The organism is Sporosarcina sp. D27 (assembly GCF_000586555.1).
Classification (GTDB): domain Bacteria; phylum Bacillota; class Bacilli; order Bacillales_A; family Planococcaceae; genus Sporosarcina.
This window is the reverse complement of record NZ_AZUC01000047.1, coordinates 55,157-75,369: the sequence shown is the minus strand read 5'-3', so window position 1 is coordinate 75,369 and position 20,213 is coordinate 55,157. Positions and strand designations below refer to the sequence as shown.

Annotated in this window: 22 protein-coding genes; 19 read left to right on the top strand and 3 right to left on the bottom strand. The window is 41.6% G+C overall.

Going from position 1 to position 20,213, the window contains the following annotated elements:
- Window positions 1–34: 34 nt before the first annotated feature.
- A complete protein-coding gene (gene sigK / locus N693_RS0110940; protein ID WP_025784821.1) occupies window positions 35–739 on the bottom strand; it encodes an RNA polymerase sporulation sigma factor SigK in 705 nt (234 codons plus the stop codon).
- Window positions 740–917: 178 nt separating this feature from the next.
- Here sigK and N693_RS0110935 point away from each other — a divergent pair, with 178 nt between their 5' ends.
- From N693_RS0110935 to N693_RS0110885, 11 genes are all read left to right on the top strand, one after another.
- Window positions 918–1,433, top strand: a complete 516-nt coding sequence (locus tag N693_RS0110935) for a YqeG family HAD IIIA-type phosphatase (RefSeq protein ID WP_025784820.1) — start codon at window positions 918–920, stop codon at window positions 1,431–1,433.
- Complete coding sequence (gene yqeH, locus N693_RS0110930; RefSeq protein WP_025784819.1) at window positions 1,430–2,533, top strand: ribosome biogenesis GTPase YqeH; 1,104 nt, start codon at window positions 1,430–1,432, stop codon at window positions 2,531–2,533. Before N693_RS0110935 ends, yqeH begins: the two co-directional genes overlap by 4 nt.
- 16 nt (window positions 2,534–2,549) lie before the next feature.
- Window positions 2,550–3,392, top strand: coding sequence for a shikimate dehydrogenase (gene aroE, locus N693_RS0110925; protein ID WP_025784818.1), 843 nt, complete (start codon window positions 2,550–2,552; stop codon window positions 3,390–3,392).
- Window positions 3,379–3,669 carry a ribosome assembly RNA-binding protein YhbY gene (yhbY, locus tag N693_RS0110920; RefSeq protein ID WP_025784817.1) on the top strand — a complete coding sequence of 97 codons (291 nt, stop codon included), beginning with the start codon at window positions 3,379–3,381 and terminating at the stop codon, window positions 3,667–3,669. Before aroE ends, yhbY begins: the two co-directional genes overlap by 14 nt.
- A gap of 11 nt (window positions 3,670–3,680) precedes the next feature.
- Window positions 3,681–4,250 (top strand): nicotinate-nucleotide adenylyltransferase, encoded by a 570-nt coding sequence (locus N693_RS0110915; protein WP_025784816.1) that lies wholly within the window; start codon window positions 3,681–3,683, stop codon window positions 4,248–4,250.
- Window positions 4,240–4,794, top strand: coding sequence for a bis(5'-nucleosyl)-tetraphosphatase (symmetrical) YqeK (gene yqeK, locus N693_RS0110910; protein WP_025784815.1), 555 nt, complete (start codon window positions 4,240–4,242; stop codon window positions 4,792–4,794). The genes N693_RS0110915 and yqeK overlap by 11 nt, the downstream gene beginning before the upstream one ends.
- Window positions 4,795–4,809: 15 nt before the next feature.
- On the top strand, window positions 4,810–5,160 hold the full coding sequence (rsfS, locus tag N693_RS0110905) for a ribosome silencing factor (protein ID WP_025784814.1): 351 nt from the start codon (window positions 4,810–4,812) through the stop codon (window positions 5,158–5,160).
- Window positions 5,157–5,891: a class I SAM-dependent methyltransferase gene (locus N693_RS0110900; RefSeq protein ID WP_025784813.1), complete on the top strand. Its 735-nt coding sequence runs from the start codon at window positions 5,157–5,159 to the stop codon at window positions 5,889–5,891. The genes rsfS and N693_RS0110900 overlap by 4 nt, the downstream gene beginning before the upstream one ends.
- A gap of 156 nt (window positions 5,892–6,047) precedes the next feature.
- Window positions 6,048–6,641: a helix-hairpin-helix domain-containing protein gene (locus N693_RS0110895; protein ID WP_253271186.1), complete on the top strand. Its 594-nt coding sequence runs from the start codon at window positions 6,048–6,050 to the stop codon at window positions 6,639–6,641.
- Window positions 6,642–6,681: 40 nt separating this feature from the next.
- Window positions 6,682–7,245: a ComE operon protein 2 gene (locus N693_RS0110890; RefSeq protein ID WP_025784811.1), complete on the top strand. Its 564-nt coding sequence runs from the start codon at window positions 6,682–6,684 to the stop codon at window positions 7,243–7,245.
- A gap of 239 nt (window positions 7,246–7,484) precedes the next feature.
- Window positions 7,485–9,539, top strand: a complete 2,055-nt coding sequence (locus tag N693_RS0110885; RefSeq protein WP_025784810.1) for a DNA internalization-related competence protein ComEC/Rec2 — start codon at window positions 7,485–7,487, stop codon at window positions 9,537–9,539.
- A 53-nt stretch (window positions 9,540–9,592) separates the two neighbouring features.
- Here N693_RS0110885 and N693_RS19985 read toward each other — a convergent pair whose 3' ends face one another.
- Window positions 9,593–9,727, bottom strand: a complete 135-nt coding sequence (locus N693_RS19985; RefSeq protein ID WP_025784809.1) for a YqzM family protein — start codon at window positions 9,725–9,727, stop codon at window positions 9,593–9,595.
- 156 nt (window positions 9,728–9,883) lie between these two features.
- On the opposite strand from N693_RS19985, the gene holA reads away from it, so the two are divergent.
- Complete coding sequence (holA, locus tag N693_RS0110875) at window positions 9,884–10,894, top strand: DNA polymerase III subunit delta (protein WP_025784808.1); 1,011 nt, start codon at window positions 9,884–9,886, stop codon at window positions 10,892–10,894.
- A 39-nt stretch (window positions 10,895–10,933) separates the two neighbouring features.
- Here holA and rpsT read toward each other — a convergent pair whose 3' ends face one another.
- A complete protein-coding gene (rpsT, locus tag N693_RS0110870; RefSeq protein ID WP_025784807.1) occupies window positions 10,934–11,185 on the bottom strand; it encodes a 30S ribosomal protein S20 in 252 nt (83 codons plus the stop codon).
- Between the two features lie 196 nt (window positions 11,186–11,381).
- Here rpsT and gpr point away from each other — a divergent pair, with 196 nt between their 5' ends.
- The 7 genes from gpr to dnaK all read left to right on the top strand — a co-directional run bounded on the left by gpr (window position 11,382) and on the right by dnaK (window position 20,089).
- Window positions 11,382–12,425, top strand: coding sequence for a GPR endopeptidase (gene gpr, locus N693_RS0110865; RefSeq protein ID WP_025784806.1), 1,044 nt, complete (start codon window positions 11,382–11,384; stop codon window positions 12,423–12,425).
- A gap of 44 nt (window positions 12,426–12,469) precedes the next feature.
- Window positions 12,470–13,267 carry a stage II sporulation protein P gene (gene spoIIP / locus N693_RS0110860; protein ID WP_051508733.1) on the top strand — a complete coding sequence of 266 codons (798 nt, stop codon included), beginning with the start codon at window positions 12,470–12,472 and terminating at the stop codon, window positions 13,265–13,267.
- A gap of 181 nt (window positions 13,268–13,448) precedes the next feature.
- Window positions 13,449–15,272 carry a translation elongation factor 4 gene (gene lepA, locus N693_RS0110855; RefSeq protein ID WP_037593222.1) on the top strand — a complete coding sequence of 608 codons (1,824 nt, stop codon included), beginning with the start codon at window positions 13,449–13,451 and terminating at the stop codon, window positions 15,270–15,272.
- A 69-nt stretch (window positions 15,273–15,341) separates the two neighbouring features.
- Window positions 15,342–16,475 (top strand): radical SAM family heme chaperone HemW, encoded by a 1,134-nt coding sequence (gene hemW / locus N693_RS0110850; RefSeq protein ID WP_025784803.1) that lies wholly within the window; start codon window positions 15,342–15,344, stop codon window positions 16,473–16,475.
- Between the two features lie 96 nt (window positions 16,476–16,571).
- Entirely contained in the window at window positions 16,572–17,624 is a 1,053-nt protein-coding gene (gene hrcA / locus N693_RS0110845) for a heat-inducible transcriptional repressor HrcA (RefSeq protein WP_025784802.1), read from the top strand.
- On the top strand, window positions 17,621–18,214 hold the full coding sequence (gene grpE, locus N693_RS0110840) for a nucleotide exchange factor GrpE (protein WP_025784801.1): 594 nt from the start codon (window positions 17,621–17,623) through the stop codon (window positions 18,212–18,214). The genes hrcA and grpE overlap by 4 nt, the downstream gene beginning before the upstream one ends.
- Before the next feature lie 48 nt (window positions 18,215–18,262).
- Window positions 18,263–20,089 carry a molecular chaperone DnaK gene (dnaK, locus tag N693_RS0110835; RefSeq protein ID WP_025784800.1) on the top strand — a complete coding sequence of 609 codons (1,827 nt, stop codon included), beginning with the start codon at window positions 18,263–18,265 and terminating at the stop codon, window positions 20,087–20,089.
- Window positions 20,090–20,213: the final 124 nt, after the last annotated feature.

Genomic DNA, 20,213 nt, shown 5'->3' with positions numbered 1-20,213 from the left:
ATGCTGGAGACGTTTTTTAATTTGACATGCAAGGTTACTTGGAGTCTTGTTCACGTTTGAACAGCTGATACAACTTCACAATCGCTCTTTTTTCAATTCTTGACACATAACTTCTTGAAATTTGAAGTTCATCTGCGATTTCTTTTTGTGTCATCGGTTTGTCGTTTAGAAGACCAAAACGTTTCTGGATGATTTCAAGTTCTCTCCCCTCCAAATTATGAAGGTGACGGTAAAGCCGCTCTTTTCGTTCATTCATTTCCGCGTGATCGTGGGGAGACTCTTCATCCGTTTGGAGTAAATCTGCTATTTCTAAAGATTGGCCTTCACTATCTGTGCCAATGGGTTCGTTTAAAGAGATATCTTTTTGAGTCTTTTTCTGTGTTCTTAAGAACATTAATATTTCGTTCTCAATACATCGTGCTGCGTACGTTGCAAGTTTGGTTTTACGATCTGGTGTGAAGCTCGCAATTGCTTTCATGAGACCGATCGTTCCAATTGAAATGTAATCGTCAAGCTGTTCGTGTTTAGGATGGAACTTCTTAACAATGTGTGCAACGAGCCTCATATTGCGCTCGATCAGTTCATCACGGGCGTCTTCATCACCTTGTGCTAGACGTTCGAGACAATCGGCTTCTTCCTCTTTTGAGAGTGGGCGTTTAAATGCCTGCCCACGGATGTACCCTAGAACCGCAGGAATCTCAAGCCATAATTGTACTAGCGCCATAACAAAGCCGCTCAAATGAACCACCTCCTGTGTCGTTGTCTGACATCCTATGCGGGTAAAAGATGGCGTATCACCGCTGATTTTGGCGGACAGGCAGTTTTTAAAAGCATGACTGCTCTCGTTTGGTCTGCAAGTATTATCTCTTAGGTATGGTATAATAAGTGCGAATCAGCACAGTAATGGAGTGGATAGGATGTACAGTTATTTCTTGCCGGATCAATATGTAAAGGATGTTTATCAGCTTTCACCTACTGATTTTATAAATAGAGGTATTAAAGGAATTATCACGGATCTCGACAATACGTTGGTCGCTTGGGATCGTCCGGATGCAACACCCGAGATTGCTACATGGATAAAAGAAATGCAAGATGCAGGGTTGCAAGTAACAATCTTATCGAACAATAATGAGCTACGTGTAAAGTCGTTTTGTGAGCCAATTGAAACGCCTTTCATCTTTTCAGCGAGAAAACCATTGTCAAAAGCGTTCAGGAAAGCACTCGATCAGATGGGACTGCGAAAAGAGGAAGTTGTGATGATTGGGGATCAGGTAATGACCGACATCCTTGGGGGCAATAGATTCGGACTACAAACGATTCTCGTTGTACCTGTGGCAAGTTCTGACGGCTTCATGACGAAATTCAATCGTCAACTGGAACGTCGAATATTGAAAACGTTGAAACGAAAAGGAATGATTTCGTGGGAGGAATAGATTTGGAACTCACTTGCATTGGATGCGGTATTGGCATACAAACAGAAAACCCTAAAAAAGAAGGGTATGCACCACCCGCTTCGCTCGAAAAGGAAGAGGTAATTTGTCAGCGTTGTTTCCGTTTAAGAAACTATAATGAGTTGCAACCAGTTTCACTATCTGGGGATGACTTTCTAGCTATTTTAAATGGTATTGGTGATCGAAAAGGTCTTGTTGTCCTTGTTGTGGACATCTTTGACTTTAATGGCAGTTGGATTCATGGTTTACAACGCTTTGTCGGTAAAAAAGATATCGTGCTGATTGGAAACAAAGCAGACGTATTGCCAAAATCGGTGAATCGTAACAAACTGATTAACTGGATGAAAGAACAATCCGCCAAGCTGGGACTAAAACCTGTTGAAGTCATGCTGGTTTCTGCTGTTAAAGGTCAAGGCGTTCCTGAAGCACTCGAACGTATTGATGAATTACGTAAAGGTCAAGACGTATATGTGGTAGGATGTACAAACGTTGGAAAGTCGACATTTATTAACAGAATCATTAAGCAAGCTACAGGCACAGGTGAAGTCATTACAACTTCACATTTCCCAGGAACAACTTTAGATCTTGTTGAGATTCCATTGGATGATGGCAAAGCAATTTATGATACTCCTGGAATCATTAATAATCATCAGATGGCACATTATTTAGATCCGAGCGAACTGAAAGCCATCACTCCCAAAAAGGAAATCAAGCCAAAGATCTTCCAATTGAATGCAGAGCAAACGCTTTTCATTGGTGGTTTAGCTCGCTTTGACTTTATAAAGGGAGAGCGTTCTTCATTTAACGTACACTCTTCAAATGCGCTTCCGCTTCACAGGACGAAGCTGGAAAATGCGGATGCTTTATATGAAACACATCTCGGAGACATGTTGTCACCACCAGGACCAGAGTCGCTAGAACGTTTCCCTAAACTTGTTCGTCATGAGTTTTCTATTAAGAAAGCAAAAACGGACATTGTCATTTCAGGTCTAGGTTGGATTACTGTTCAGCATGCAAATGTAGTGGTTGCTGTTCATGCGCCTCGGGGCGTAGACGTGGTCTTACGGCCGTCATTAATCTGACAGAGGAGGACTTACGATGAAAAAATGGTTTGCAGTCATAGGAGATCCAATTGCACAATCGATGTCTCCCGGCATGCACGATCACTGGCTCAAGGAAAACGGTATTGATGCTACCTATATTCCCGTACATGCAAAGACCAAGGAACTTCCTTCTGTTATTGCAAGTCTACAATTATTAGGATGCAGTGGTTGGAATGTGACGGTTCCACATAAAAGTGATATACTCCCTTTCCTAGGCAGTGTTGATGAAGCTGCAACTCATATGGAAGCAGTCAATACGGTAGTAACTGGGGAAAATGGATGGTTACTTGGATCGAATACAGATGGAAGTGGGTTCGTCAGGGCATTAGAAGAAAAATACGGTAGTGGGCGTAAAAAAGATGAGATTTTAATAATTGGTGCCGGAGGGGCAGCAAAGGGAATCGCCTTTGCATTACGTAGCGCTGGATATGGCGCGATTACCTTCACGAATCGGACATTGAAAAATGCTACCGCAATCAGTGAACGATTAGCCAATTCAACTTATCTAACGATTGCTGAAGCGGAACTGCAGCTTGCCCGTTTCGGCATCATTATACAAACCACTTCTGTTGGAATGTTATTTTCTTCTGAGGGAATGCCCCTAGATCCTTCTAATGTCATACCGGGGACTGCAGTCATTGATATTATCTATAATCCTCTTGAGACAGAATTTTTAGCAACTGCTCGGAAAAAAGGAGCGGAGACAGCGAATGGGATAGGTATGTTTGTCCACCAAGGAGCACTCGCTTTTGAAAAATGGACAGGCATTCTCCCAGACACTGTTGGAATGATGAAACGAATAACACAACAAATGGAGGATCAACATGCTAACAAGTAAACAAAAGAGTTTCTTACGTAGTGAAGCACATCATTTACAACCTATTTTCCAAATCGGTAAAAGCGGGTTGACAGAAGCAATTATAAAACAGATTGAAGAAGCGCTTGAAGCAAGAGAGCTTATCAAGGTGTCTGTTCTACAAAACTGTGAACAAGACAAAGAGGAAATTGCTGACGTACTTTCTGAACAAGCAGGTTTGGAAGTAGTACAAATTATCGGTAAAACGATTGTCCTTTACAAGGAATCGACAGAAAAGAAAAAGATTGTTTTACCATAAGGAGTGACGGAATGCGGAAAATCGGTATTCTTGGCGGTACTTTTAACCCACCACATATAGGACATCTCATAATGGCGAGTGAAGTTCGTGAAGCTCTCGAATTAGATGAGGTGAGACTGATGCCAACAGCGATCCCTCCACATAAGCAGCTTTCCGATACTGCTACACCGGTTCAGCGTCTTGAAATGGCAGAGCTAGCGGTGACTGGAAATGAGTACCTCTGCACTTGCGATGAGGAAGTGCATTTTGGTGGCGTTTCTTATACGTTTAATACGATGCAGAGATTGCTCGCTAAAGAACCTGAGTCGATGTTTTATTTTATTATCGGGGGAGATATGGTCGATTCTTTGCATACGTGGTATAGGATTGATGATTTGGTTAAGATGGTTCAATTTGTTGGTGTTAAAAGACCGGGTTCAGTGAGCCTTACCGATTATCCGATTCAATATATTGAGACACCTTTGATCGATATGTCCTCGACTCTTCTTAGAACTAAGTATGCACAGCATAAAACAACTGCGTATCTCGTACCGGAATCTGTAGATCGCTACATTCGTCAGGAGGGCTTGTATGGAGCCTAGTAACCTCATTCAGGAATTGCAGCAGCGGATGCCCCTTCAGCGCTTTCAGCACGTGCTACGTGTGACGGAAACAGCTAAATCTCTTGCCCGAATGCATGGTGAGTCAATAGATGCGGCAGAAACTGCTGCGCTGTTTCATGATATTGCAAAGTTTATGGATGCAGAAGATATGCGAGAGCTTTTACTCGCGCAAGGCGTAGACCCATTGCTGTTTGAATTTCATAAAGAACTTTGGCATGCTCCAGCGGGTGCTATCATTGCCTTTAAGGAATTCAAAGTGCACGATGAAGACATACTAAATGCGATTCGTTTTCATACGACTGGCAGAGCTGCGATGTCGAAATTAGAAATGATTATATATATTGCAGATATGATCGAGCCTGGACGAAACTATCCTGGCGTAGAGGAATTGCGGCTAAGTGCAGAAGGTCCGTTACACCAAGCGATGCGTACATGTATTATACACAGCGTTACACACTTAATTGGAAAACAGGTACCAGTATACCCGGACTCCATTGAGTGCTACAATTATTTTGTGAAGTGAAAGGGAAGTGAAACAATGCCAACATTATTAGAAGTAACATTTAAAGCAGCGGACGATAAACGTGCAGAAGACATTGTCGTACTCAATATGGAAGGCGTATCTTTAATAGCAGATCAGTTTGTCATCTGTCATGCTAATTCCGAACGTCAAGTTCAAGCGATTGCTCGTGAAATTGCCGACAAAGCTTCTGAAGAAAACTATGATGTAAAACGTATTGAAGGTATGGAATCAGGTCGATGGGTCCTCGTTGACTTAGGAGACGTTGTTGCTCATATTTTCCATAAGGATGAGCGTGGTTTCTATAACTTAGAAAGACTTTGGGGCGATGCACCAATGATCGAAATTGGAGAAGACTCTGTACAATGATGTACGCTCAATTTGCGTCTGTATACGATGAGCTGATGTTAGATATTCCATATCCAGCATACGTGGACTTAGTCGATATTGCGTTACATGGGTTATCAGGTAAAAAGATCCTGGATGTCGCTTGCGGCACCGGGATTCTTTCCGTTCTTCTTGCTGAAAGAGGAGCTGACGTCACGGGAATTGATCTGTCAGAAGAAATGCTGGCTGTTGCTGTATCGCGCGCGAATGAGCGTTTTCCGTCTCTAAAATTTTCACAACAAGCTATGCAGCGTTTGGATGTATCAGGCCGATATGATGCGGCAGTAATTCCGATTGATTCGTTGAATTATTTAGAAAATGAGCTTGAAGTGACTCAAACTTTTATAAGCATCCACGATGTGCTACTTCCAGGTGGATTATTGCTGTTTGATGTGCATTCAACGTTTAAAACAGATGAGCTATTCATGGAAAGTCCATTTACGTATGTTAGCGATAATATTTCGTACATATGGGAAACTGAAGAAGGAGAAGAACCTCATTCAGTCCAATCTGAACTTGCTTTTTTTGTGCGTGAAGAAGATGGTCGATATTCTCGTTTTGACGAAGTCCATTATCAGCGGACTTTTCCGATCATGAAATACGTTGAATTACTTGAGCAAACCGGTTTCACTGTGGAACGGATTTTTGCTGATTGGTCCGATGAAGCACCTGAACTAGAAAGTGAGAGAATATTTTTTCAAGTCCGCAAATAACAGTACCGCTTCATGAACGGATACGTTATAGTAGAGAGGTCTCCATGAGCTATCAACTTTTAGAAAGGATGACTGACTCTGTTTTCTGAACTAATCTTTGGGAAATGGCGGAAAGTCACCACTCCTCTTGCAATAGCGGCGATCATTTCAGTATTTTTGTTCTTTCCCCGAGGACAAGGAGATGACGAGCATTTTCCTGATGAAAGTTTGTACGATTCACTTGATGTAACTTCAAAAACTCCACTTGAAGTGACTCCTGGACATGAAAACGTTGAACTGGTTGCTGATCCTGCACCTCAGACACCTGAACTAATTATCGTGGATGTGAAGGGGGCAGTTATTCACCCTAACGTGTACACATTACAAGAAGGGCAGCGGCTAATCGATGCCATTACAGCTGCAGGTGGGTACACCTCTGACGCGGACAGTCGACTTTTGAATCATGCGCAGCGCTTAACGGATGAAGCGGTGATTTACGTGCCGCTTATCGGTGAAGAACTTCCGGTTTTTGAAAATTTGACTGGTGGTTCGGACGAAAAAGACGAGTCGGGTGCCGCATTGGTCAATATTAATACTGCAGATGAAACCGAATTGATGACGCTGACAGGAATCGGTCCTGCCAAAGCATCTGCAATTGTGAAACACCGAACTGAACAAGGTGTTTTTCAAACAATTGAAGATTTAAAAAATATTTCTGGTATCGGGCAAAAGACTTTTGACGCACTGTCTGATTCAATAACAGTGAATTAATATATAGTGTAGTATTTGGTGAAAGTTTGGAGGCGACCTTATGGAAAGAATTACATGGGAACAGTTTTTTATGGCGCAATGTAGCTTACTTGCAGTCCGAAGTACGTGTACACGGCTAGCTGTTGGTGCCGTCATTGTCCGAGATAATCGAATCATCGCTGGTGGTTATAACGGATCAGTTTCTGGTGGAGATCATTGCATTGATAAAGGCTGCTACGTCGTTGACAATCATTGCATTCGTACGATTCACGCGGAAATGAACGCCTTGTTACAATGTGGCAAGTATGGAATTCCGGCTGAGGGTTCTGCGTTATATGTGACACACTTCCCTTGTTTGCAATGTTCAAAGGCAATTATTCAAGCTGGTATTTCAAAGGTCTACTACGGCATGGATTATCGCAACAATGATTATGCAATTGAATTGTTTAAACATGCAGAGATTGATGTAGAACATATCCCATTTGATGGACATGCCTTAGATTTTGAGAAAGCATCTAAAGAGAAATTGTTTAACGATATGTTGCACACGATGCAAAACGCCAATGTTTCTGAAAACGACCTGAAAAGTTTTTCAGAACGTGCACAAGAATTATTTGGAAATTAGTTCCTAGAACCCGCTTGATGTACTGGACAATCTCAGTAGCCGTATCAGCTATGGCTGCATACGGCATTACTGAATTGTTATGGCTTAACCTTCTTCTACTTCCCCTCATACTGACAAGTAAAAAAGACATCCCCAATTTAATTATTCTGCTAGCAGTTTGTTCACTTTCCTATTGTTACTTCATAAATTATCTATCTACACACACGCCTATACAGACCGAGGAGACAATAATACGCTCCATGCAATGGAGTGAAACCGTTAAAATTGACGGGGGTAAAGTAAAAGGATTCGCGAAAGATTCAGAGGGCGTTCCTTATTATGTCTCGTACAACATTGGAAGTGAAGAAGAAAAAAATCGCCTACTGAAGACTCCTTTAGCGGGTAGGGCAATTTCTGTGCAAGGCACACTTGAACTACCAGAATCACCTGCCCATGAGTTTTCATTTGACATGGCTTCTTATCTCCGTATGAATGGTGCCATGTATCTATTTCGTGCAACGCAAATGACTGTACGTGGAAAAGTTAATCGACCATCGACTCGGTTAACAGAGAGGCGTAATGCGGTTAAAGCTCATATAAAAAATACGTTTCCTGTTTCTTTGCAAACCGAAGCCGAAGCATTATTGATTGGTGATAGGAGTGGTATGGATGCAGAATTATCCTCCGAATACAGAACCTTAGGCATCACCCATTTGTTCGCAATTTCAGGACTTCATGTCGGTTTGTTAACGGTCATGCTCCGCTTAGTTGCCAAACGAATGCGATTGAGGATCGAGACGACTGATACCCTACTACTGTTCTTGTTGCCTTGCTATGCACTATTGGCAGGTGGGGCACCTTCCGTCTGGCGTGCTGTGTCTGTTACGATGCTGTTGCTATTATCAGCATCTGGAAAGTTGAAATTGAAAATGGACGATGCATTAGCGTTGAGTGCATTAGGTTTTATATTTCTAAAGCCATATGTTTTGTTTCAACCAGGATTTCAGCTATCTTATATGGCTGCCTTCTCATTGCTGTATTCAGCACGTTATCTGCAGAAACAACAATCAGTTCTTATGATCTCTGCTAGTGTGACCGCAATCACACAAGTTGCGCTAGCGCCGATTTTATTGGTCCATTTCTTTGAGTTATCACTTTCATCCTTTCTCGTGAATTTACTATACGTTCCTTTATACTCAATAGTAATTCTTCCGAGCAACATTGTTCTACTCATCGTGTCGTTACTTTCCAGAACAGCTGCTGCACCACTGTTTTTTATATATGAACCTTTCCGTAACTCCATCGCAACTGTTACCAGTTGGTTGGCAGGTTTGCCTTGGCAAGTGTGGACTGCCGGTAAGCCTGGAGCAGTATGGTTGGTATTGATGGTTGTTAGTATTGCCTGTGCCTTTATAGTGATTGAACGATGGAATAGCAAACTGCTAGCACTTGTAATTGTTCTCATTCCGGCGCTACTCTTCCAAGTCAAACCATATTTAGATCCGACTACGTATGTTTCTTTTTTGGATGTGGGTCAAGGAGATAGTATAGTCATCGAACTGGGCTATCGAAAAGGAGTATACGTCATTGATGCTGGTGGAACAGTTTCTATTGGTCCTCCTACATGGAAAACTCCAGATAACCAGTTTGAGGTAGGTAGGCAAATTGTCGTTCCGTATTTAAAAGGAAAAGGAATTAGTACGATTGATAAGTTGATTATTTCGCACGCGCATGACGATCACATGGAAGGTGCGGATGAAATACTACAAGAACTAAGGGTTAAGGAAGTGCATGCTCCTGTTGGAAGTTTGACAGAAGAAAATATGATTCCAGTTTTAAGAGAAGCAAAGCGTCAAAATGCTAGAGCCGTGACCATGCAAGCAGGGAAAGGTTGGAAGACTGGTCAAACAAAATTTACGTACTTGTCGCCATTCGATGAAAAGTACTCTCATAATAACAGTTCACTCGTATTGTTTATGAAAAATGAATACGGATACTTGTTATTCACGGGGGATTTGGAAATGGAGGGAGAACAGAAGATCATTAAGAAATATGGACATACAGAACTTTCCCCTCTTATTTTGAAAGTTGGCCACCATGGAAGCAAAACATCGACTACGCAAGAGCTCTTGAACTTCCTGCAGCCTGACATAGCAGTGATTTCGGTTGGCCGTAATAATCGGTATGGGCACCCTCATGACGAAGTAATTGATCGACTCTCAGAACATAAAGTGAAGGTGTTTTCAACAGCAGAGCATGGAACGGTCATTTTGCAGATGGACGGGGAAGTGTTGAAATCCTCTATTACGAGATAAAAAAAGAAAGACTCCGAGTTGTGGAGTCTTTCCTTAGTTCAACTATTGTCTGATCAGCGTGCAGCGACTTCGACAATCGTAGCAATAACCCAAATTAAAGAGAAACCTACGAAAGATACAATGAAGCCAACACCTGAGTCAAGAAGATCGTTACGTTTGGACTGGACGTCCTTTTCGAATTCGTTCATTGCTACACCTCCTGATTCAACTTCAAGTATAGAACAAAGGGGCTTAAAAATCCATAGTAAAACTGAGATATGGCAATTGCGTTTCAATTTGTCACAAATTCTCCATACACCTCATCTGTCATGTATACTTAAAAGTAGTGAATGAGGTGATTGCAAATGGTATCAGCAGCGTGGAAAGAAATTGGAAAAAACCCTGAACAACCAATTTACTTACTAACAGGAACAGAATTGTATTTGTTACAACAAACATTGTCTAAAATCATTACTGGGACACCGGGTATAGAGCAGCAAGACATCATGTACTTCGACTTGGAGGAAACATCAGTCGATCGAGTCATTGAAGAAGCGGATACGCTCCCTTTCTTACAGGATCGAAAAGTGATTGTAGCAAAAAATGCGTCATTCTTAAAGGCTAAGGAACGGGGGAAAGATAAAATCGAGCACCCCATAGACCAACTTGCGGCATGGCTCGAAAATCCCTCTCCAACAGCTACAGTTATTTTTACCGCGCCTTACGAGAAGTTGGACACACGGAAAAAAATCACAAAAATGATGACGTCAAAAGCTGTTGTCATCGAAGCAAACAAGTTGACTGGAAGTGACCTAACGGTTTGGGTACAACAAAATGCGACTTCATTTGGGATTAGTATGGACCGGGAAATAGCGGATTACCTGGTTGAAACAACAGGTGAAAATATGATGCAGCTCTCAAAGGAGCTTGAAAAAATCGCAGCTTTTTTAGAGGAATCAGGGAAGGTGACGAAAGAAGTTATCGATAGCTTAGTACCGAGGTCGCCGGAAACAGAGATTTTCAGGTTAACGGATACGTATATTTCTGGAAATCGTGCGCAAACATTAGCGGTATACCATGATTTGTTGAGAAGTGGAGAAGAACCGATTGCGATGACTTCGTTAATCGCTGGACAAGTTCGATTGATGCTACATGTAGGAACGCTTAAAAGGAAAGGGTACCATCAACAACAAATAGCTAACACCCTTAACGTACATCCCTATCGTGTGAAACTAGTTATGAATAATCGAAACAGTCCTTCAGAACAACGGTTGTTACGGGCGTTGGATAAGCTGGCATCTATCGATTTGAAATTAAAATCCACATCGGGTAGCCGTGAAAGGGTCCTTGAACTCTTTTTTATGGAAAAGTTGTAACAAAAAAAGCTGTCCGTCAATGACGGACAGCTTTAAAAATTACAAAGCTTTTTTTGTAAGACGTGCTTTTTGACGTGCAGCTGTGTTTTTATGGATAAGGCCTTTACCGGCAGCAGTGTCCAATGATTTGATAGCAGCGCGCTTCAATTCCTCTGCATTGTCAGCTTTGTTGTCAATTGCAACATCAGCTTTACGCAAAGCAGAACGCATTGCAGACTTTGTGCGTGAGTTTTGTTCATTAATCGCGTTGCTTTGCTTAACGCGTTTGATTGCACCTTTAATGTTTGGCATTTCATTCACCTCCAGAAATCAGGTAAGAAGAGTGTTTCCACGATCTCTCGGATATCTCTTTATAACAAAAATAATTTTATCAAATTCACACCATTTATGCAACAACAAAACGCAGACATGGGGAATCTACTGTCAAAAAAACAACAAAGCATAAAAAGTAACCATCGCGTACACACTTGTAATAGAGGTGATGGTCATGGAAAACTACGACTTTTACAGGACGGATTTAGTCGTTGAGAGTGAAGAAATGGTGAGACACCAAACTTCCGAGGAAAAAGAAAAGCTAGATGAGTCAGCTGGTATTCAGTTCAACGAAGAAAAAAAGGGAAGAACCATTCTGACGACCGTTGTTGTAGATGAAGAAGGTGAAAAACGGATTGGAAAGAAGAAAGGAACATACATTACTCTAACTGATCCACTGTTACATGCAGATGATAACGTAGGTTTAACGAAATTGGCAAAATCGATGACGCAGCAACTTAAAAAATTGACTGAACCTTTAAATCTCAAGGAAGATAGTAAGATTTTGTTTATCGGACTCGGAAACAAGGATGTGACACCAGATGCAGTCGGTCCACTCACTATGGAGCGGCTCAATACAGTTGTTCCGGATTACTATAAAGATGACGGAGCAGATGTATATGTGTATTCACCCGGAGTCACGATTCAAACGGGTTTAGAGACAGCTGACTTCATTAAAGCAGTTGTCGACGTTGTGAATCCCGATTTACTCATTGTCATTGATGCACTTGCTGCACGTGATAGTTCGAGGTTGTGTAGGACAATTCAACTTACCGATACCGGGATTCACCCAGGCTCAGGAGTTGGTAATAGCCGTAAAGAAGTTTCTCAGGAGTCGTTGGGAATTCCAGTTGTAGCAATCGGTATACCAACCGTAGTAGATGGACCTGTGCTAATTGCAGATGCAATTGATACATTATTCGGATATATGGCTGCTAAAATTGAGGAAGAAAGCAAACCTTCTTCGAGGCTTTCTGTCACACCATGGCTTCATTCTGATACCAAAAGTGCAGATCGAAAAAATTTAATTCCTGTATTTGGAGATTGGGCATCCTGGCCGCACGAAGAGCGCGTACAGTTATTTGAAGAAGTCTTGTCGAATCATCAGTTGAAGACGTTCATCTCTCCTAAAGAAATTGATAGTTGGGTGCAGCATTATTCTTTGGCACTATCGAGTTCTCTTGAAACTTGGATACGCAGTGTAAAACAGAGTTCTTGATGGGCTTCCCCCCGCATATAGTAGCTGAGACGGGGGGATGACTGTTGAAAAAGACACTAAAAATCTGGACTCTTGCTGTATTAATCTTATTTCTATTTCCAATCTTGCTTCAATTGCTTCCCGCAAAACAATCGGACAGTTCCTCAGTGCTGCTAAAACAAAAAGCATACATTGTTTACGCATCCAATGTACTGGAAGCACCTAAACCATCGAACGATAAGAAGGTCTTAATCCATTTTACGCATTCTGAAGAAGCCTATGAGCCGATTACACTCGCTGCAAATGGAAAAGTTGCTGTCTCTCACAAAACAGAAAATATCACGAAACTGGGAGAGAAACTTCAATTGCAGTTTGCTGCGTATGGTGTGGAAGCTGATTTGTTACCAGTAGATATTCAAAAAGTAATGGCGGAAAAGAGTATTCCTTACCACCGTTCATACAAAACGATTCGTCCATATTTGCAACAAACACTTGCAAATAAAAACTATGACATTGTATTGGATATCCACCGGGACTCGGTAGGTGCGGACAAAACAACGGTAACTGTGGATGGGGAGAGGTATGCAAAAGTAGCATTTGTCATCGGAAAAGAACATAAGAACTATACCAAAAATTATGAAGTTGCTAAGCGGTTGAATAAAGGAATGGAAACTCGAGTTCCAGGCATTACGCGAAATATTATTGTAAAAGGTGGTACGGGAGTGGATGGTAAGTACAATCAGGATCTTCATCCAGGATTTGTTTTGGTGGAACTAGGTGGAATCGGGAATAATGAAGAAGAACTAAATCGAACGGTTGCTGTCATTGCAGAAGCGGCCGCTTCAATATTTGCGGAAGAATGATAGGGAGTAACAGATAGTATTTAACTGAAGCAGTGTTACAAGAAAGGAGAAGTGAATACTGCTTCTCTTTTTTAGTTTGAAAAGAAATACGCATTTAATCTATAGTAAAAAGGAAATGTGTAACACCCCTGCTCGGTTTCTGCTATAATTCATACTAGCCGAATTAGGAGTGAGAATTATGATGAATCATCAACAGAAATTGGATCGACAGAAAAATATACGCAACTTTTCAATTATTGCTCATATCGATCACGGGAAATCCACTCTCGCAGATCGAATACTTGAAAAAACTGAAACCATTACTGCTCGTGAGATGAAATCACAAACGTTAGATTCGATGGATCTCGAAAGGGAACGTGGAATCACGATTAAATTGAATGCGGTACAGATTGCTTATACTGCGAAGAGTGGTGAAGAATACACGTTCCATTTAATCGACACTCCTGGGCACGTCGATTTCACGTACGAGGTGTCACGAAGTCTTGCAGCGTGCGAGGGTGCGATACTCGTAGTGGATGCAGCACAAGGAATTGAAGCACAAACCTTAGCAAACGTTTACTTAGCGTTAGATAATGATCTTGAAATCTTACCTGTAATCAATAAGATTGACCTGCCAGCAGCGGATCCAGAGCGTGTGAAAGACGAAATCGAAAATGTAATCGGCATCGACGCATCAGAAGCAGTCTTGGCATCAGCAAAAGCAGGAATCGGGATTGAAGAAATCTTGGAACAAATCGTTGAAAAAGTTCCAGCTCCAACAGGAGATCCAAGTGCCCCACTGAAGGCATTGATATTCGACTCCCATTACGATCAGTACAAGGGTGTCATCGTTAACATCCGAATCATGGAAGGCACCGTTAAACCAGGAGATACAATTCGCATGATGGCAACTGGAAAAGAATTTGAAGTTGTCGATCTTGGTGTTTTCACTCCAAAGATCTCACCACGAGATGAATTGACAGTTGGGGATGTTGGTTATTTGTCAGCTGCAATTAAAACAGTAGGGGATACGCGAGTTGGAGATACGATAACACTTGCTGAAAACCCTGCTGACAAAGCTTTGGAAGGATACCGTAAGATGAATCCAATGGTATTCTGCGGCTTATATCCGATAGATACTTCCAAGTATAATGATCTAAGAGAAGCGCTTGAGAAGCTTGAGCTTAACGACTCTGCTTTGGAATACGAAGCGGAAACTTCTCAAGCTCTTGGTTTCGGGTATCGTTGTGGCTTCTTAGGGCTTCTCCACATGGAAATCATTCAAGAGCGGATTGAGAGAGAATTCAATATCGACTTAATCACAACGGCACCAAGCGTAATTTACAATGTCGTCTTGACGGATGGTAGTGAAATGAAAGTCGACAATCCGTCAATGATGCCAGATGCACAAAAAACGGAATACGTGGAAGAGCCTTATGTTAAGGCATCTATCATGGTGCCAAACGATTATGTTGGTGCTGTTATGGAGCTTTGTCAGAAAAAACGAGGTAATTTCCTTACAATGGACTATATGGATTCTTCCCGTGTTAACATTTTGTATGAACTACCACTAGCGGAAATTGTTTATGACTTCTTTGATCAGTTAAAATCGGGTACTAAAGGGTATGCATCCTTAGATTATGAATTAATCGGTTATAAGAAATCCAAACTTAATAAGATGGACATCTTATTGAATGGCGAGACTGTCGATGCGCTTAGCTTTATCGTTCATCGTGATTTCGCATACGATCGTGGGAAAGCGATTGTTGAGAAGTTGAGATCCTTGATCCCGCGTCAGCAATTCGAAGTTCCAGTACAAGCTGCAATCGGACAGAAAATCATTGCGCGTTCGACGATTAAGTCAATGGGTAAAAACGTACTTGCGAAATGTTATGGCGGAGATATTTCACGAAAGAGAAAACTTCTTGAAAAGCAAAAAGAAGGTAAGAAGAAGATGAAACAAGTAGGATCTGTAGAAGTTCCTCAAGAAGCGTTCATGGCCGTCCTACGTATGGACGAAGAGTAATTGTAATAAGCTGCATGAGCAGAGGGCATATAGCCCTCTGTTTGGCGTTTACAGGAGGGAAAGCAACTAATGAGAGGTATATACATCCACATCCCATTCTGCCACCAAATCTGCCACTATTGTGATTTCAACAAAGTGTTTTTTGAGAACCAACCAGTGGACGAATACATTGAGACGATAGACAAGGAATTGTCGTTGCTAAAACAAAGTGGGGCTGATTTCACGAAAGTTGAAACGGTTTTCTTCGGAGGTGGAACTCCAACAGCATTAACAGCAAAACAGTTAGAACGTTTACTTGAAATTGTTCATAGCTATGTAAATGTCAAAGCTTTAACGGAGTTTTCAACTGAAGCGAATCCCGATGAGTTAACAATGGATAAACTGAGCGTGTTAAAAAATGGTCAAGTGAAACGGTTAAGTCTAGGAGTTCAATCATTTGATGAGGACCTACTGAAAAAAATCGGTCGTTCTCACAGTCCAAAGCAAGCGATTGACGTTGTCAACAACGCCCGACGAGCTGGTTTTGAAAACATCAGCATTGATATGATTTATGCGTTGCCAGGTCAAACACAAGCACAATGGAAGGATACGCTAGACCAAGCACTTGCGCTTGACCTACCACATTACTCGGGATACTCGCTTATCATTGAACCAAAGACAGTATTTTATAACTTGATGAATAAAGGAAGACTCCCGTTACCAGGGGAAGATGAAGAGACGGTTATGTTTGCAGAACTTATCGATCGGATGCAGCGCGCAGGAAGATCACAGTACGAAATCAGTAACTTTGCGATTCCTGGCAGTGAGTCAATTCACAATATGATTTATTGGGAAAACGATGAATACGCTGGAATCGGTGCGGGGGCCCATGGTTATCTCAAAGGCGTACGCTATGCAAACATCGCTCCGCTAAAACGGTACATGGAACATGTTAAAACTGGGGAATTGCCGAGAAAAGAAGAGAATATAGTAACTCTTCAAGAAAGTATGGAAGAAGAAATGTTTCTAGGACTTCGCAAAACAGAAGGGGTTTCTATACAACACTTCGCTGAAAAATTCGGAATTACAATGGATGAAAAATACGGTGGAGTCATCCAAAATCTCATACAAAAAGATTTGCTCGAACTGCATGAGAATCGAATCAGGCTAACGAGGAACGGAATTTTTAAAGGAAACGAAGCATTTCAACAATTTCTTGGATGAAACCAGATTCAAATGTTTGACACTGTCTTTGTCATTTGATAAATTATGAGTAGTATTAGCACTCGTTTAAAAGGAGTGCTAACAGGAGTGATGATTATGTTGACAAACAGGCAATTGCTTATTTTGCAACTGACGGTTAACGACTTCATCGAATCCGCTCAGCCAGTGGGCTCCCGGCAACTTTCCAAAAAGGAGGAAGCTCCTTTTAGTCCGGCAACCATCCGAAATGAGATGGCGGATCTTGAAGAGATGGGGTTTCTTGAGAAAACCCATACATCTTCCGGAAGGGTTCCTTCTGAAAAAGGATATCGATTTTATGTCGACCACTTGCTGACACCTCAAAAGCTAAAAATGGAGGACAACCTTCAATTACGTTCCATATTTCAGGAAAAAGTACTGGAAGCGGAAGTTCTCATCAGGAATTCAGCATCTATTCTCTCGGAACTGACGAACTATACTACAGTTCTACTTGGGCCGGATACAACGGCTCACAAGGTAAAACGGTTTTCAATAGTTCCTTTATCAGGATCGAAAGCAGTTGCCATTATGGTAACGAATAGCGGAAGAGTGGAAAATCACGTATTTGATGCAACAGACGGATTGTCGCCTTCAGATATTGAGAAAATGGTCAATCTCTTGAATGAGCGACTCGTTGGAACTCCGCTGTCTGAAATTCCGCGTAAACTAGCTACAGAATCGAAACTGCTGTTTGAACGGCATGTCAAAAATGCGGGTACAATTCTTACTTCCATTCAAGACGCCATGGCAGGAAAAACAGAGGAACGTCTATTTTACAGCGGTCAGATGAACATGATGAAGCAACCAGAATTTAATGATGTTCAAAAAGTAAAAACGTTTTTAGAAGCAATTGAGCATGGAATGCCGCTCACGCTGTTCAAAAATGATCTTGCAGGCATCCAAGTGCGGATCGGTTCAGAAAACAATGAGCAAACACTAGATGATTTTAGTGTCATAACGACGGCCTATGCAGTTGGTACGGATATGACGGGCTCGATTGCAATCATTGGGCCGAAACGTATGGATTATGGCAGAGTAATTACATTGCTTGATATTTTAAGTGATGATCTTTCTACTGCACTTGCAAGACTCACGATTGAAGGAAGAACGGATAGGAGGAACGAATCATGACAGAAAAAGGCCAAACATCTGAAGAGCTGGAAACTGAAACTTCTGTACAGCAGGACGAAGCAGTGACTCCTGATACAGTTGAAAGTGAATCAGTTGAAGTGGAAGAACAACAAGAGACACTAACAGCGGAAGAGCTAAAAGATGCTGAAATTGAAGAGTTGAAAACAAAGTTGCAGGACGAAGAGAACAGACGTTTACGAGTTTTAGCAGACTTGGATAACGCCCGTAGAAGAGCTACGCTAGACAAAGAAGCGTTACAAAAATACCGTTCACAAGAGGTATTGACGAACCTTGTGCCGGTCTTGGATAACTTCGAACGTGGACTTTCTGTTAAAGCTGAAAGTGACGATGCAAAGTCATTGCTAACTGGTATGGAAATGGTATTCCGTAGTTTGGAAGAAGCCTTGAAATCATCAGGATTAACTGAAATTGAAGCAGCTGGTATTGAATTCGATCCGAACTACCATCAAGCCGTCATGACAGACTCCGATGAGAATTTCCCATCAGGATCGGTGCTTGAAGTATTGCAAAAAGGGTATACGTTGAAAGATCGCGTACTCCGCCCTGCAATGGTTAAAGTGAACGAATAACTATTCAACTAAAAACTTTAATGAACTAAAATTAGGAGGAATTTAGATATGAGTAAAATTATCGGTATTGACTTAGGAACAACAAACTCAGTAGTTTCAGTATTTGAGGGTGGAGAAGCAAAAGTAATTCCAAATCCGGAAGGTAACCGCACAACACCATCTGTTGTAGCGTTTAAAAATGGAGAACGTCAAATCGGTGAGGTTGCTAAGCGTCAGTCAATTACAAATCCGAACACGGTGATGTCCGTTAAGCGTCACATGGGAACAGACTACAAAGAAAAAGTGGAAGATAAAGAATACTCACCACAAGAAATTTCTGCGATGATTCTTCAATATATGAAAGGATACGCGGAAGAGTATCTTGGTGAAAAAGTAACTAAAGCTGTTATTACAGTACCTGCATACTTCAACGATGCGCAACGTCAAGCAACAAAAGACGCTGGTAAAATTGCTGGACTTGAAGTTGAACGTATTATCAACGAGCCAACTGCAGCAGCACTAGCATATGGTTTAGATAAAACAGAAGAAGATCAAACAATCCTAGTTTATGACCTTGGTGGCGGTACGTTTGACGTCTCAATCCTTGAACTTGGTGACGGGGTATTCCAAGTACGTTCGACTGCTGGGGACAACAAATTAGGCGGAGATGACTTCGATGATGTAATCATCGATTATCTAGTACAAGAGTTCCGTAAAGACAATGGAATTGACCTTTCTAAAGATAAGATGGCGATGCAACGCTTGAAAGATGCTGCTGAAAAAGCGAAGAAAGATTTGTCTGGTGTTACATCTACACAAATTTCCCTTCCATTCATTACAGCAGGAGAAGCTGGTCCACTTCACTTGGAGATTTCGTTAACTCGTGCGAAGTTCGACGAATTGACAGCTTCACTTGTTGAGCGTTCAATGGTTCCAACTCGTCAGGCAATTAAAGATGCTGATCTTTCTCCTTCTGATTTGGATCGCGTTATTCTAGTTGGTGGTTCTACAAGAATTCCAGCAGTTCAAGAAGCAATCAAGAAAGAAACAGGTAAAGAGCCATTTAAAGGTGTTAACCCTGATGAAGTAGTAGCAATGGGTGCGGCTGTACAAGGGTCAATTCTAACTGGTGATGTGAAAGACGTAGTGTTACTTGACGTTACACCACTATCACTAGGTATTGAAACAATGGGTAGCGTATTTACAAAACTAATTGACCGAAATACAACGATCCCAACAAGTAAATCACAAGTGTTCTCAACTGCTGCTGATAACCAGCCAGCTGTAGACATCCACGTCCTTCAAGGTGAGCGTGCGATGGCAACTGACAACAAAACGCTTGGTCGTTTCCAATTGACGGATATCCCACCAGCTCCACGTGGCGTACCTCAAATCGAGGTAACTTTCGATATTGATAAAAACGGTATTGTTACAGTTAAAGCGAAGGATATGGGTACGCAAAAAGAACAAAATATTACAATTCAGTCTAGTTCAGGTCTTTCTGACGATGAAATCGATCGCATGGTTAAAGATGCAGAAGCACATGCTGAAGAAGATAAGAAGCAAAAAGAGGAAGCAGACCTTCGTAACGAAGCAGACCAACTCGTATTCATGGCTGAAAAGACATTGAAAGACTTGGAAGGTAAAGTATCTGAAGAAGAAGTGAAAAGTGTTGAAGATGCGAAAGAAGCATTGAAGTCAGCAATTGAAGCTAACAATCTTGATGAAATGAAAGAGAAGAAAGATGCTCTTGAACAAGTTGTTCAACAAATGACAATGAAAATGTATGAACAAGCTCAAGCTGAAGCGAATGCACAAGGCGAAAACACAACTGGTTCTGATGATGGTGTCGTAGACGCTGATTTTTCAGAAGTAGAAGACGACAAGAAAAACTAAATCAATAACTGATTGACGGAAAAGTCAAAGTCCGATATTCCGGCTTTGGCTTTTTCGTTTGTTACCAAACTTACTCAAAAAGTGTTACAATGCACACAACGCTAAATGAGTTTCGGGAGTGTAG

Excerpts from the sequence above, each read along its gene's own strand:
- yhbY (WP_025784817.1), top strand. The coding sequence starts at position 3,379 with ATGCTAACAAGTAAACAAAAGAGTTTCTTACGTAGTGAAGCACATCAT.
- N693_RS0110900 (WP_025784813.1), top strand. The coding sequence starts at position 5,157 with ATGATGTACGCTCAATTTGCGTCTGTATACGATGAGCTGATGTTAGAT.
- dnaK (WP_025784800.1), top strand. The coding sequence starts at position 18,263 with ATGAGTAAAATTATCGGTATTGACTTAGGAACAACAAACTCAGTAGTT.
- aroE (WP_025784818.1), top strand. The coding sequence starts at position 2,550 with ATGAAAAAATGGTTTGCAGTCATAGGAGATCCAATTGCACAATCGATG.
- hrcA (WP_025784802.1), top strand. The coding sequence starts at position 16,572 with ATGTTGACAAACAGGCAATTGCTTATTTTGCAACTGACGGTTAACGAC.
- rpsT (WP_025784807.1), bottom strand. The coding sequence starts at position 11,185 with ATGCCAAACATTAAAGGTGCAATCAAACGCGTTAAGCAAAGCAACGCG.
- N693_RS19985 (WP_025784809.1), bottom strand. The coding sequence starts at position 9,727 with ATGAACGAATTCGAAAAGGACGTCCAGTCCAAACGTAACGATCTTCTT.
- N693_RS0110885 (WP_025784810.1), top strand. The coding sequence starts at position 7,485 with ATGCAATGGAGTGAAACCGTTAAAATTGACGGGGGTAAAGTAAAAGGA.
- N693_RS0110935 (WP_025784820.1), top strand. The coding sequence starts at position 918 with ATGTACAGTTATTTCTTGCCGGATCAATATGTAAAGGATGTTTATCAG.
- rsfS (WP_025784814.1), top strand. The coding sequence starts at position 4,810 with ATGCCAACATTATTAGAAGTAACATTTAAAGCAGCGGACGATAAACGT.
- hemW (WP_025784803.1), top strand. The coding sequence starts at position 15,342 with ATGAGAGGTATATACATCCACATCCCATTCTGCCACCAAATCTGCCAC.
- holA (WP_025784808.1), top strand. The coding sequence starts at position 9,884 with ATGGTATCAGCAGCGTGGAAAGAAATTGGAAAAAACCCTGAACAACCA.
- lepA (WP_037593222.1), top strand. The coding sequence starts at position 13,449 with ATGAATCATCAACAGAAATTGGATCGACAGAAAAATATACGCAACTTT.
- yqeK (WP_025784815.1), top strand. The coding sequence starts at position 4,240 with ATGGAGCCTAGTAACCTCATTCAGGAATTGCAGCAGCGGATGCCCCTT.
- N693_RS0110890 (WP_025784811.1), top strand. The coding sequence starts at position 6,682 with ATGGAAAGAATTACATGGGAACAGTTTTTTATGGCGCAATGTAGCTTA.
- gpr (WP_025784806.1), top strand. The coding sequence starts at position 11,382 with ATGGAAAACTACGACTTTTACAGGACGGATTTAGTCGTTGAGAGTGAA.
- N693_RS0110915 (WP_025784816.1), top strand. The coding sequence starts at position 3,681 with ATGCGGAAAATCGGTATTCTTGGCGGTACTTTTAACCCACCACATATA.
- grpE (WP_025784801.1), top strand. The coding sequence starts at position 17,621 with ATGACAGAAAAAGGCCAAACATCTGAAGAGCTGGAAACTGAAACTTCT.